The organism is Lachnoanaerobaculum sanguinis, from assembly GCF_033242365.1.
Lineage (GTDB): Bacteria > Bacillota > Clostridia > Lachnospirales > Lachnospiraceae > Lachnoanaerobaculum > Lachnoanaerobaculum sanguinis.
The window spans coordinates 1-13,919 of record NZ_BTHK01000029.1; the positions used below are offsets into that span (position 1 = coordinate 1).

Annotated in this window: 12 protein-coding genes; 10 read left to right on the forward strand and 2 right to left on the reverse strand. The window is 38.3% G+C overall.

Annotation, left to right across the window (positions count from 1 at the left end; genetic code table 11):
* Window positions 1-141: 141 nt before the first annotated feature.
* On the reverse strand, window positions 142-909 hold the full coding sequence (locus tag SBH76_RS13135; RefSeq protein WP_317978135.1) for a type III pantothenate kinase: 768 nt from the start codon (window positions 907-909) through the stop codon (window positions 142-144).
* 196 nt (window positions 910-1,105) lie between these two features.
* Here SBH76_RS13135 and coaBC point away from each other — a divergent pair, with 196 nt between their 5' ends.
* The 7 genes from coaBC to SBH76_RS13170 all read left to right on the forward strand — a co-directional run bounded on the left by coaBC (window position 1,106) and on the right by SBH76_RS13170 (window position 9,104).
* Window positions 1,106-2,305, forward strand: coding sequence for a bifunctional phosphopantothenoylcysteine decarboxylase/phosphopantothenate--cysteine ligase CoaBC (coaBC, locus tag SBH76_RS13140; protein ID WP_317978136.1), 1,200 nt, complete (start codon window positions 1,106-1,108; stop codon window positions 2,303-2,305).
* Window positions 2,306-3,892: a peptide chain release factor 3 gene (locus SBH76_RS13145; protein ID WP_290648669.1), complete on the forward strand. Its 1,587-nt coding sequence runs from the start codon at window positions 2,306-2,308 to the stop codon at window positions 3,890-3,892.
* A 12-nt stretch (window positions 3,893-3,904) separates the two neighbouring features.
* Complete coding sequence (gene pepV / locus SBH76_RS13150; protein ID WP_317978137.1) at window positions 3,905-5,308, forward strand: dipeptidase PepV; 1,404 nt, start codon at window positions 3,905-3,907, stop codon at window positions 5,306-5,308.
* An 8-nt stretch (window positions 5,309-5,316) separates the two neighbouring features.
* Window positions 5,317-6,339 (forward strand): methionine ABC transporter ATP-binding protein, encoded by a 1,023-nt coding sequence (locus SBH76_RS13155; RefSeq protein ID WP_317978138.1) that lies wholly within the window; start codon window positions 5,317-5,319, stop codon window positions 6,337-6,339.
* Window position 6,340: 1 nt separating this feature from the next.
* Complete coding sequence (locus SBH76_RS13160) at window positions 6,341-6,988, forward strand: methionine ABC transporter permease (protein WP_317978139.1); 648 nt, start codon at window positions 6,341-6,343, stop codon at window positions 6,986-6,988.
* A gap of 106 nt (window positions 6,989-7,094) precedes the next feature.
* Entirely contained in the window at window positions 7,095-7,970 is an 876-nt protein-coding gene (locus SBH76_RS13165; protein ID WP_317978140.1) for a MetQ/NlpA family ABC transporter substrate-binding protein, read from the forward strand.
* A gap of 3 nt (window positions 7,971-7,973) precedes the next feature.
* Entirely contained in the window at window positions 7,974-9,104 is a 1,131-nt protein-coding gene (locus tag SBH76_RS13170) for an N-acetylmuramoyl-L-alanine amidase family protein (protein ID WP_317978141.1), read from the forward strand.
* Between the two features lie 70 nt (window positions 9,105-9,174).
* On the opposite strand, the gene SBH76_RS13175 is transcribed toward SBH76_RS13170, so the two are convergent.
* Window positions 9,175-11,019 carry a VWA domain-containing protein gene (locus tag SBH76_RS13175; RefSeq protein WP_317978142.1) on the reverse strand — a complete coding sequence of 615 codons (1,845 nt, stop codon included), beginning with the start codon at window positions 11,017-11,019 and terminating at the stop codon, window positions 9,175-9,177.
* A gap of 142 nt (window positions 11,020-11,161) precedes the next feature.
* Here SBH76_RS13175 and SBH76_RS13180 point away from each other — a divergent pair, with 142 nt between their 5' ends.
* The 3 genes from SBH76_RS13180 to SBH76_RS13190 all read left to right on the forward strand — a co-directional run.
* Window positions 11,162-11,929: a YARHG domain-containing protein gene (locus SBH76_RS13180; protein WP_317978143.1), complete on the forward strand. Its 768-nt coding sequence runs from the start codon at window positions 11,162-11,164 to the stop codon at window positions 11,927-11,929.
* Window positions 11,930-11,938: 9 nt separating this feature from the next.
* A complete protein-coding gene (locus SBH76_RS13185; RefSeq protein WP_317978144.1) occupies window positions 11,939-12,967 on the forward strand; it encodes an N-acetylmuramoyl-L-alanine amidase family protein in 1,029 nt (342 codons plus the stop codon).
* A gap of 119 nt (window positions 12,968-13,086) precedes the next feature.
* On the forward strand, window positions 13,087-13,919 hold an 833-nt coding region (locus tag SBH76_RS13190), incomplete at its 3' end, for an IS110 family transposase (RefSeq protein ID WP_317978145.1).

The following is a 13,919-nucleotide window of genomic DNA, read 5'->3' on the forward strand; positions in this document are numbered from 1 at the left end:
CCCAAAAATAGACAGTATTATAGAAAAGTAAAATATCCTGACAAAGTTACAAAGCCGAAATGCCTTGTATTTGTCAGGATATTTCTATTTTGTTCTGCGGGAAGTAAAATTACTTATTTCCCGACAGTCCCTTTGTTGTGCTTATATATAATTTTTGATATATAGTTTGAGCAATCCCTTAAGTAAAAGATTGTCATCTACGATAATATCATGTGTACAAAGAGGTGTTACAAAAGGTGCGAGACCTCCTGTGGCTACTACATTAAGTTTTTCACCAAGCTCTTCTTCCATACGTGATATAATACCGTCCATCATACCTGCATGTCCGAATAGGATACCGCTTCTCATACTGTCTATTGTATTCTTTGCTATAACTTTTTTCGGCATATCGAGATTTACCTGTGGAAGCTGAGCGGTTTTTGAACTTAGAGTATCAAGTGAGATTCGAAGTCCGGGATGTATTATACCGCCTATATAATTTCCGCTTTTATCTACTACAGATATGGTGGTAGCGGTTCCCATATCTATGATTGCAAGCGGAAGAGGATACTCATCCATTGCAGCCACAGCGTCCACTATCATATCGGAGCCGACAGTTTTCGGATTGTCCATAAGTATATTCAATCCTGTTTTCATACCTGATTCTACAAGCATACATTCAATACCGAGTATTTTTTTGATTGCATTTCTGACGGTTTCATTCAGAGGAGGAACTACGCTTGATAGAATTGCACCTTCTATATCCGAAGGTTTTATTCCATGTATATCGAGGATACCTTTTATATACATAGAGTACTCAAGATCGGTTCTTGTAGTGTAGGTTGTGACTCTTTCAAGAAAATATGTTTTTTCATTGTCGATACCGCCGATGACAATATTTGTGTTACCCATATCGATTGCTAAAATCATAAAATTATCCTTCTTATGTAAGTAGATTTAAGGCTTTTAAAGTATGTATACCGTCTAAGCGTCTGAGAACGATATTTCAATAAAAGCTTTATTTTATATAAAGTATACTAATCTCTGTTCTTGCTTGCAATAATAAAATAGCGTATAATCGTGTAAGCATTATATCTAAATAAAAATTAAGATTTATGGAGGCTTTATGCTGAAAGATAAAAATATATTACTTGGTGTAACCGGGGGTATTGCGGCATATAAAATTGCAAACCTTGCAAGTATGTTAAAAAAACAGGGTGCAAATGTAAAAGTAATAATGACTGAGAATGCCTGTCAGTTCATCACACCTATGACATTTGAAACTCTTACGGCACAAAAAGTATATACAGATACATTTGACAGAAATTTTGAATTTAAAGTGGATCATATAGAGCTTGGAAAGTGGGCGGATGTATTTTTGATAGCACCGGCCACCGCAAATGTTATAGGAAAGCTGGCAAACGGTATTGCGGATGATATGCTGACTACTACGGCTTTAGCAATGAGATGCCCTATAGTGGTTTCACCTGCTATGAATACCACGATGTTTGAAAACAAGGTGGTTAAGCACAATATTATGAAACTTAGAACCTACGGCATGGATATTATCATGCCTGCAAGCGGTCATCTGGCATGTGGAGATAGCGGAGCAGGAAAAATGCCTGAACCTGAGATGCTCTTGGAATATATCAAAAGGGCAGTATATAAGAAAAAGGATCTTGTCGGTAAGAAAGTATGCGTAAGTGCGGGACCTACAAGAGAGGCAATTGACCCTGTAAGATATATATCAAACAACTCCACAGGAAAGATGGGAGTGGAGATTGCAAAGATGGCGGCTTATCGAGGCGCCAAGGTAAGTCTCATAATGGGACCGTCAAATGTCTTTGTACCTGATTTTATAAACAGAATTGATATAAAATCAGCTGAGGATATGTATGAAGAGATTATGAAAATATCAGATTCACAGGATATTATAATAAAGGCTGCGGCCGTTGCGGATTATACACCTGCAAATTACAGTGATGAAAAGATAAAGAAAAAAGACGGGGATCTTTCTATTGAACTTTCAAGGACTAAAGATATATTAAAGGAACTTGGAGAGAGAAAAGAAAATAATCCTAAGAAACAGTTTATTTGCGGATTTTCCATGGAGACCGAAAATATGGAAGAGAATTCAAAGAATAAATTGGCTAAGAAAAATGCGGATATGATAGTTGCAAATAATGTAAAGGTTGAGGGAGCGGGATTCGGAACCGATACAAATGTGGTTACCATATTTACAAAGGATAATGAGATAAGACTTGATAAGCTGTCAAAACTGGAAGTGGCAGAAAAGATATTTGATGAGATAGTGAGGAATTTTTAAGTGAACTTTGGAGAGATAAGTAAGAGAAGAACATTTGCCATAATATCACACCCGGATGCAGGAAAAACAACATTGACCGAGAAGTTTTTGCTCTATGGCGGTGCTATTAACTTAGCAGGAAGTGTAAAGGGAAAAAAGACTGCCAAATATGCGGTAAGTGACTGGATGGAGATAGAAAAGGAGAGAGGTATCTCTGTAACTTCATCTGTTATGCAATTTAACTATGAGGGATTTTGTATCAACATTTTGGATACACCGGGACATCAGGACTTCTCCGAGGATACCTACAGAACTCTTATGGCGGCGGATTCTGCAGTCATGGTAATAGATGCAAGCAAGGGTGTTGAGGCACAGACAATAAAACTTTTTAAGGTCTGTGTAATGAGAAAGATACCTATATTTACCTTTATAAACAAGCTTGACAGAGAGGCGAGAGATCCGTTTGAGCTCTTGGATGAGATAGAGAATGTGCTCGGTATCAGAACATGTCCTGTGAACTGGCCTATCGGTTCCGGAAAGAATTTTAAGGGTGTATATGACAGACAGACAAAGCAGATAAATAAGTTCACAGCCGCAAATGCAGGTATGAAGGAAGTGGATACACAGCTTATTGAACTTGAGGACAGTAAGCTTGACGATTATATCGGATTTGACTATGCGGATATATTGAGAAATGATATAGAGCTTTTGGACGGTGCAAGTGATGATCTTGATATGGAGAGAGTGTCAGCCGGTGAACTGAGTCCTGTATTTTTTGGCTCGGCTCTTACAAACTTCGGTGTGCAGACCTTCCTTGAGCATTTCCTAAAAATGACCACTTCACCTCTTAAGAGAAAAACTCATGACGGATTTGTGGATCCTATGAAGGATGAGTTCTTCTCCGCTTTTGTATTTAAGATTCAGGCAAATATGAATAAAGCCCACAGAGACAGAATCGCATTTATGAGGATCTGTTCAGGCGAATATGATGCCGGTATGGATGTCTTCCATGTACAGGGAAACAGAAAGATAAAGCTCAATCAGTCCACTCAAATGATGGCGGATGAGAGAAAGATAGTGGAAAAGGCATATGCCGGAGATATTATCGGAGTGTTTGATCCGGGTATATTCGGTATAGGTGATACACTTGCCACTGTAAATAATATCGAGTTTGAGGGTATACCTACATTTGCACCTGAGCATTTTGCCAGAGTACGTCAGGTGGACACCATGAAGAGAAAGCAATTCCTAAAGGGTGTGTATCAGATAGCTCAGGAGGGTGCAATCCAGATTTTCCAGGAGTATAATACCGGAATGGAAGAGATAATAGTGGGAGTTGTAGGTGTGCTTCAGTTTGAAGTATTATTATACAGATTGAAAAATGAATATAATGTAGATGTAAAACTTGATAAGCTGCCTTATGAGCATATAAGATGGATTGATGAAACATCTACTGTAGATATAGATAAGATACAGGGAACAAGTGATATGAAAAAGATCAAAGATCTTAAAGATCGTCCGCTTCTTATTTTTACACATCCTTGGAGTGTAAGAATGGTTGAGGAGAGAAATGAAGGACTTGTTTTAAGTGAGTTCGGAAAGAACTAGGAAAGGAAAGTTATGAGAAAATACAGAGAAGAAATAGAAAAATATATAGATGAGCACAGAGACGAGATGGTAGCGGATATCATCAAGCTCTGCTCTATAAACAGTACAAAAGGTGAGTATGTGGAGGGTGCACCTTTCGGTGAAGGACCTAAAAGAGCACTTACTATGGCACTGAGTATTGCTGAAAAATACGGTTTTGATATAACAAACTATGATAATTATGCAGGTGCAATAGATCTTAACAACAAAGAAAAGGGACTTGATATACTTGCTCATTTGGATGTAGTACCTGAGGGAGAAGGATGGAGTGTTACATCACCTTTTGAACCTAAGGAAATAGACGGAAAGATCTACGGAAGAGGAACTTCAGATGATAAGGGACCTGCGGTTGCTGCGCTTTTTGCTCTTCGTGCGGTTAAGGATCTTAACATACCTGTAAAGAAGAATACAAGACTTGTTTTGGGTACGGATGAGGAGTGCGGAAGCAGCTGTATAAAGTATTACTATACCAAGGAAAAAGAAGCTCCTATGACATTTTCACCTGACGGAGAATTCCCGGTGGTAAATATTGAAAAGGGACAGCTGCAGGGAGAGTTTTCAGCCTCTCTTGAAGATGCGGGTGAAAAAAGACTTGTAAGTATTGAAGCAGGTACTAAGGTAAATGTAGTACCTCCAAAGGCAAAGGCGGTCATAGAGGGATTTGATATAGAAGAAGTGGAGGCAAAAGCCAAGGAAGTAACAAAGGAAACAGGCATACAGTTTAAGTACGATCTTGTGCCGGTTTTTGAGATTACGGCACTTGGTGCAAATGCACATGCATCAACTCCTGAAAACGGAAATAATGCCATTACAGGACTTTTGGAATTACTTTGCAGACTTGATTTTTCACCTTCAAAGAAGATAGAGACTATAAAGAAATTGTATGCTCTTATGCCGCATGGAGATACAAAGGGTGAGGCAATGGGTATTGCCGTAGAGGACGAAAAAAGCGGTGCACTTACACTTGCTTTTTCAATGCTCACTTTAAAGAATAATATAATGCACGGATTCTTTGACAGCAGAATTCCTGTAAGCGGTGACGGAGATAAGATATTAAAAACCGTAAGGGAAAAATTCGCAGGTATAGATGTGGAATTTTTAAATAATTCGGTTTTGGCACCACATGAGGTGGACGGAAATTCTCCTTTTGTAAAGACCTTGCTATCAATTTATGAAGATTATACAGGTCTTAAGGGTGAATGTATTGCCATGGGAGGCGGTACCTATGTACACAATATCGAAAACGGTGTTGCATTCGGTGCGGTTTTCCCGGGAACTGATACAAAAATGCATGGAGCCGACGAGTTTGTTGTAATAGATGAGCTTATAGCTTCAGCAAAAATATTTGCACAGTCCATAGTGGAGTTGTGTAATTAAGGGGGAGTATGGATTCTATTGTAAGCTTAAAGTCCATGGGCAAAGTCTTTCATACAAAGAACGGAGATGTAAAGGCTCTGGATGATATAAATCTGGATATAAACAGAGGGGAAATATTCGGAATAATAGGTTTATCGGGAGCAGGTAAGTCTACTTTGGTCAGATGTATCAATTATCTGGAGGTACCTACTGAAGGAGATGTGTATTTTGAAGGTAAGCCTTTAAAGCAGATGGGTGAGCAGGGTATAAGAAATATCAGAAGGAATATGGGAATGATATTTCAGCAGTTCAACTTGCTTTCACAGAGAAATATACTGAATAATGTATGTTTTCCTCTGGAAATAAGCGGTGTTCCAAGAGCTGCGGCTGTAAAAAGAGCAAAAGAGTTACTGAAGCTGGTGGGACTCTCAGACAGAGAAAAGGCATATCCTGCGCAGCTTTCAGGAGGACAAAAGCAAAGAGTGGCTATAGCAAGAGCGATTGCCACAAATCCGAAACTCTTATTATGTGACGAGGCTACATCGGCACTTGATCCTAAGACTACAAAACAGATACTTGATCTTATAAAAGATATAAATAAAAATATGGGAATTACGGTAATAGTAATAACTCATGAGATGAAAGTCATTGAGAGCATCTGTGACAGAGTTGCAATTATTGAAAACAGCCGTATTGCCGAGATGGGCAGAGTGGAAGACATCTTTGCCAATCCGCAGTCCGACATAGGTAAAAAGCTGATACTCGGTGATGTATTGCCGAATAAAGAAATTGTATCGGGAGTTAAACTTCGAATAGAATTTGACGGCAGAAGCTCTTTTGAGCCTGTACTCTCAAATATGATTTTATCCTGCGGAATTCCTGTTAATATTCTTTATGCACAGACAAAGGATATCGGAGGCTCTGCAGTAGGTCATATGATTGTTCAGATATCCGGTGAAGAAGAAGCATTAAAGGCAAAGAGATATCTTGACAGTATCGGTGTGGTATATCATGAGGTGGAATTAATCGAAGGAAAGGAGATGACAGAATAATATGACATCAATGATTTTAAAAGGTCTTTTTGAGACTTTATTAATGACTGTTGCTTCATCATTCTTCTCTTACCTTATAGGTATTCCGCTTGGGGTTGTTTTGGTTGTTACAGATAACACAGGTATAAAGCCTATGCCGAAGTTAAACGGTATATTGGGTATGATTATAAATCTGATACGTTCGGTTCCTTTTATGATCTTGCTTATTATGGTAATACCTCTTACAAGAATTATAGTGGGAACTTCAATAGGACCTGTTGCCGTAATACCGCCTCTTGTCATAGCAGCGGCACCCTATATCGCCAGAATGGTTGAGTCCTCACTCAAAGAAGTGGATGCGGGTGTAATAGAGGCCGCAAAGTCAATGGGTGCAAGTAATTCCCAGATAATATTTAAAGTGCTTTTACCGGAGTCAAAGCCTTCTCTTCTTGTGGGGGCTGCAATATCCGTTACAACAATACTGGGATACTCCGCAATGGCAGGATTTACAGGTGGCGGAGGTCTTGGAACAATCGCCATAAACTACGGATATTACAGATATCAGACGGATATAATGTTTATTACCGTAGCAATCCTTGTGATTTTGGTTCAAATAATACAGGAAATCTTTATGAGAAGTTCAAAGAGTTCCGATAAGAGAATAAGGTAATATAACCTGTTATAAAAAAAGACTATAAACATATGTCGGCTAAATCATTGACATAATATCTTGTATGGTCTATAAATTGTATATGAAATTTAAGGAGGAATAATAAATGAAGAAAAGAATATTATTAGCATTAGGTTTGGTATCACTTCTTGCACTTGCAGGATGTGGAAAGAAGGCTGCAAATACAAATACAAGTGAAAGCGCAAGTGAGTCTGTAAGCGAGTCGGCACAAACAAGTGCTGCGGCAAAAGATTTAAAGACAATCACTGTAGGAGCAACTCCTGCACCACACGCTGAAATTTTAGAGGCTGCAAGAGAAGCGTTGAACAAAGAAGGCTATGATTTAAAGATAGTTGAGTACAATGATTATATTCAGCCGAATGTGGCCCTTGATACAAAGGAATTGGATGCGAACTACTTCCAGCATTATCCATACCTTGAGAACTTTAACAAAGAGCACAATACAACACTTGTTTCAGCAGGTGCAATTCATTATGAGCCTTTCGGTATCTATGCCGGAAAGACTGCATCACTTGATGCACTTGCAGACGGTGCAAAGATTTCAGTGCCGAATGATGCTACAAATGAGGCAAGAGCGTTGCTCTTACTTGAAGCAAACGGACTTATAAAGTTAAAAGAGGGTGCAGGTATCAATGCTACAAAGCAGGATATCGTTGAAAATCCAAAGAACCTTGATATTCAGGAAATTGAGGCCGCACAGGTTGCAAGAACACTTAAAGATGTTGATGTTGCCGTTGTAAACGGAAACTATGCAATCGAGGCCGGATTAAAGGTAAGCGATGCACTTGCTATAGAGGACTCAAAGTCACTTGCGGCTACTACATATGCAAATATTATAGCTGTAAGAGAGGGTGATGAGAAATCAGATGCAACTCTTGCACTTATAAAGGCTCTTGAAAGCGATACTGTAAAGAAATTTATAGAAAGTAAGTACAATGGTGCGGTTGTACCGATGTTCTAATCTATGAACAGATTTGCAGGGAAAAAGATTATATTTACTCTGATTGCCTGTGTACTTGCTTTTGTTTCTGTCGGAAAGATTACATATGCTTCAGAGGCAAGTGTAAAGGCGGATCTTGACAGTATTGATTTTGAAAGAAAGTCAAAAAATGAGATTAATCTGTTTTTTTCAGGCAGCGGTATAAATGAAGTCGGCAGATATGTCATCCTGAGAAAGGATGCATCTGCAAAGGACTTCAAAGAGATAAAGAGAATTTCATCCAAGGATGTAAATAAAACAGGAAATATCTCTTATACCGATAAAATAAGCACAAACGGATATGTAAAATATGAGTACAGAGTGGACGCATATTTAAAAAACGGGAAGCAGGTAAAGGGTAAATCAATTTTTGCAAGTAATGTCCTTTTATGTATTGATCCGGGACATTTTCAGACAAAGAATGCCATAGAGGGAGAGGACGGTTACGGTTACTCGGAATCTATGGCGGTATTAAAACTCGGACTGGCCTTAAGAGACAGTTTAAGGAAAAACTACGGTATATCTTCGGTTCTTACAAGAACAACGGAAAGTATTACCATTGACGGATTTACAGATAAAAATCTGGATGGAGGTCATATTTCACTTAGAGGAGATATGGCGGGAAGATCCGGTGCGGATTTGTTTATATCATTGCATACTAATTCAAACAATTCACATGCAAACGGATATCCTACAAATTCACAGCCTGTTGCAATTAATAAGCCGCTTATTATATTAAATTCGCTTGCAAAAGAAAATGAACTTTGTATAAATATTGCCAATAAGATAGGAGAGAATCTTTCAACTGTAAACTTTAATGAAGGACTTGCAAAGAGTAAGGACTTTGATTCGGTTAAGAAAGGTTCCTTAAGTGAGTGGACTGTTGCTAAAAATGACAGTATTACAATAAACGGCAGTGTATACTACAGAATGGGAGAAAACGGAGACTATTACGGTGTACTTAGAGGTGCAAACGTAGCCGGAGTACCCGGAATGATAGTGGAACACGGTTTTCACTCGGTACCTGAAGTCAGAAAAAAGGCTATGCAATCCGATTTGATAAATAAATGGGTTGATGCGGATGCCAAGGCTATAGCTTCAGGTTTCGGATTTTAAAAATTAACATAAATAAGAGTTATTACAAATAAAACTCCTCAGCAGGTAATTCTACTGAGGAGTTTTTATTTTAGTAAATAACCATGGCATCATATATCGCAATGGTTGCATTGGATCCCGGGTCTACAGAGTACTTTGAGAATCTCCATATACCGTCACTGCCTTTTTTTAGAATATATTCAGGCTTTTGGTTTACTCTTTCCCAGATACGTATCTGACTGTCTGCATTTGCACTCCATGAGTTTTTATATAGAGCGGTATTGACTTGAGTCAGCTTGTCTCCTGTAAATGAAGAGTATTTTCTGTCAAGTATAACATCATAATCTTCGTTGGTAGCAAGTTTTATAGTGTTTTCATCCACCACAGTTATAGAACTTACATTGTAGGACATAAGACTTTCACTTACTACATTGGCAAAGCCACCTGTAACCTGTTTAGTCATCTGATATTTAAGTCCTGTTTCATCTGTAGGACTTACTGTATCGTCAATTTTTGAAGCCATCTGATTGTAGCTGTGTGAATTCATATCTTCAATATAGCTTCTTAGGAAATTGCCGAGAAGGGTGTTGAAGAAGTCATTTCCTGAGTTTGTTTCTATATCCGCACTTCCTCCGACTCCGTCTCCCTTCACATATACACTGATATCTCTCTTATCCGTATAATTATTTGCGTCAGGCATTTCATACTCTATCTCATAGTACTGCTTCATACCCTTGTAGATGCTGCTGTAGAAATTGCCCATATCCATACCGAAAGAGTTGAAGTATTTAAATTCACCACCTGAAGCGGAGGTAATCTGAATAAGATCACTGTCATTTGCACTGTAATTATCACCTATTCTGACTATGTAAACAGGAATCTTATATGCCGATACCACATTGATAACATCACTTGCACTATTGTAGCTTCCGACATCTTCGCCGTCGGTAAAAGCAAGGACACATTTTGCACCGGGTATTCCGGATACATCCTGAACGGCATAGATAAGTGTATCATACAGTTTAGTTTGTCCGGATGCGATATATGAAAAAATCTTTTGGTTTAACGCGTTTACATCGGAAGTGAATACACCGCTTTTATCAATATATGAGTTGAATTCTGTAAGCTTTACCTTATCACCTACATTAAACTGAACCGTATTAAGGAAGGTGGACATTACAGTTTTTGCACTGCTCAGTCTTTCTCCTTCCATACTTGCACTTGTATCTGCAACCATATTAATATTTAATGCATCCTTTTGATCGAGCATTGAAATATTTTTAATTGTAACAGACTGAAAGTCACCGTTTGCCACGCTTTTTTGTGATACATAGAACATATTCGGTGAGAGATTTGTGACAACATCACCCGAAGAGTTCTTTACATCCACATACATTCTGACTGTAGGATAATTGGTGTAGTCAAATTGGACTATATTTACATCCAGACCGGTAAGTTTTGTACTTGAGTATTCTACAAGTTTGCTCCAGTTTTCTGAAACCTCCTTGTAATTGATAAAATCATGTTTCTTCAGCATTTCGGAAACGGTTTCACTGTATTCTGCAAGTTTTTTCTTTTCATCTTCTGAAGCATAGGGTACATCTGCGTTATCTAATTTTTCTACAAGTTCTTTAGCTGAAGTCTCGATTCTTGATTCTACTTGTGAAGTCAGTTTGACAAGCTTTTTTGCAATCAAAAGCTGATTTTTGTAATCATTGTCTCCGATATCATCACATTCGGCATCAATCTTTTGAAGCCTTTCTTTTTCATGTTCCTCCAGACCGTAAGATTCAAGTTTTTCCACCAGATCCATTTCCCATGCGTTGAACTCCTGACCTTCAGTTATCTTTTTCAGACTGCCCTTGTCAACAAGTCCGCATGCAGTCAAAGAAACCGATATAGTTAAGAAAGTAACAGCGATTATGATTTTTTTCATATTCAATAAAACTCCTTACTTTATTATTAATATTATACATCTTAAAATATTAAGTGTAAATCAGGAACAGAGGTCGATTATATAGTATTCAGGAAAAATTTATGGTAAAATTATTATATAAAGAAGATAAGGGAGAATGAGCATGTTTTGTTCAAAATGCGGAAAGCAAGTCAGAGACGGAATGAATTACTGCACAAACTGCGGTGAGCCTGTAAAAAAAGATGAAGGTGGAGTAAATCTTAAAAAAGATGACGATAAGGTAAGTTCGACAGCCACTTTACCTAACGGTAATGTTTCGGGTAAAAGTAATAAGGCTAAAAAAACCAAGAAGAATAAAGGCGTTAAAATTGTATTCATTACAATAGCGGGTATTATCCTTGCACTTCTTTTGATTTTATTTGCTTTAGTTCAGACAGGAATTATCAGCATATCAATTGATGACAGTACAAATCAGGAAAGTGTGCTTGATAAAAAAAGCAAGTCGTCAAAGAGAGAAAAGGAAAAGGAGAGAAGAGCCAAGGAAAAAGAGAGTGAAGAGGGGGATGTAACAACACAGGCACAGACAGAGCCCGTTTCTACAGAGGCACAGACCGTACAGCCTGCTACAATGCCAAGTACAGTCGCAATAAATAATGAATTTATTTTGCCTGACAGTAGCGTAAGAGTACTGGATAAAAGTGAATTGGCAGGCCTTGGTGCCGAGCAGTGTCGCCTTGCAAGAAATGAAATCTATGCAAAACACGGAAGAATGTTTGATGATGCAGGATTGCAAAACTATTTCAATTCCCGCAGCTGGTATCACGGCACCATACCTGCAAAACAATTTAACGACAATATGTTAAGTGATATTGAGATACAAAACAGAAATTTGATAATCGCCTTTGAAAAGGAGATGGGATATACAAAGTAAGGAGTGAATATGAAAAGAATTAAAAAGTATAATTTGTTATGTGCATGTGTATTGGTTATATCTGCAGCGACAAGTATAAGTGTAAGTGCGGGTTTGGCAAAAAGAAAAGTAACTCCGGTTACAAGACACGGTACTGCAGAGACTACAGCTGCTACTCAGGCAGTTAATCAGCAGAAGGATAAGAATTTAAAGGAAAATAGTAAGATAATTACAGATAAAGGCGTGTATCATCTAAGTGAAAACTCAAAGTACAGACCGTATTTGTGGAAAAATGCCGACGGTAGTGCTCCCGACTATAAGGCCTATGTATTTGAGCCTGCGGCATTCAACGGACATACCGTATTCGTAGACCCCGGACATGGTGACAATAATGCACCCGAAGCCAATCAAAAAAGAGAAAAATATTATCCTGTTGATGATTCAATGCTAAAGCCCATGAAGACTTCTATGGTAGGTGATAAGGGTTATGGAGTAGGTGTTGAAGCAAGAGACAGTAAGAATATCTATGACAAAACAGAGACGGAGCCTGAATTCAGTCTGAAAGTAGCACTGAAACTTAAGGATTTGCTTATAGATAAGGGATATCGTGTGGTGTTGAGCAGGACTGATTTTAATCAAAATATTTCAAACGGTGCCAGAAGTGCTTTAGCCGGTGAGACCTCGGATATAATGATATCAATTCACTCAAATACAGGTAAAAACTCAGGTACTCTAAGCTTCTATCCGGGAGACAATGATTATATATCGGGTAGTAATTATCCCGGATATACAAATATAATGGGACTGACAAAGACAAATATAGAGTTGTCAAAGAAACTTGCCGAAAATATGGAAAGCAATATTACTGCTGCTACAGGTCTGAAGAATAAGGGAACACATACTGCAGTTCTTAGAATATTCTCATATTCATCTATTCCCACTTGCTTGGTAGAGGTAGGATTTGCCGATAACGCTATTGATGCGAAGATACTCTCAACGAAAAAGGATGAAATTGCAAAATCTATGGCAAATGCTATAGATCAGTACTTTAATAAATAGCTTCCTGTATAATTCAAAGTGTAGAAAGTAAATGATTTTACAAAAATAGATACCTAAGTTAAACTGTCATTGCTGACCGGCCAGTTAGCAAATGAGCGGAATAAGGAAGGTATCTACAAATGAATTCTACACAAAATAAGAAGATTGAACAAGTAAAAGAAACAACAATGATTGTCGGCATTGATGTTGGCAGTGAAAAGCATTATTTCAGAGCTTTTAACTGGAGAGGCATAGAACTTACCAGAAAGCCTGTAGCGTTTTCAAACTCTATGGAGGGATTCAACAGCTTTTACAATTCTGTTGTGGAACTGATGCAGAAAAATGAACTTAAAGAGGCACTGGTAGGAATAGAGCCAACCGGTCACTACTGGTTTGATCTTGGGCAGTTCATGGGTGAAAAGAACATAAAGTTTGTGATGGTAAATCCGCACCATGTGCATAAGACCAAAGAATTAGATGACAATAGTCCATCTAAAAATGACAGAAAAGATCCTCGTGTTATTGCAGGGCTTGTAAGGGATGGACGATATTTTTATTCATATATGCCGACAGGTGTATATGCAGAACTGCGGAATGCGTCAAACCGCCGGTTTGTGCTTGTAGAAGAACAGACAAGGGCGAAGAACCGTCTGCAGAAGTGGGTTGCAGTGTATTTCCCGGAATATAAGGGGATTTATACACACATAGATGCCAAGGGAGGTCTGCTGGTGTTAAAGCAGGCACCAACTCTTGAGGAGATAGTAAGACTAGGAGTGGAAGGTATCATAAAGATATGGAAAGACGCTAAACTCCGAGGAAATGGGCATAAGAAGGCTATACTGATTCTGAATGCAGCCATGAAAAGCATAGGATTAAAAGCAGGTCTTACAGAAGCTCGGATGGAGATACAGGATCTGATAGAGGATTATGAACTCCAGACAAAACGCCTTGAACGGGTCAATGACCTGATCAA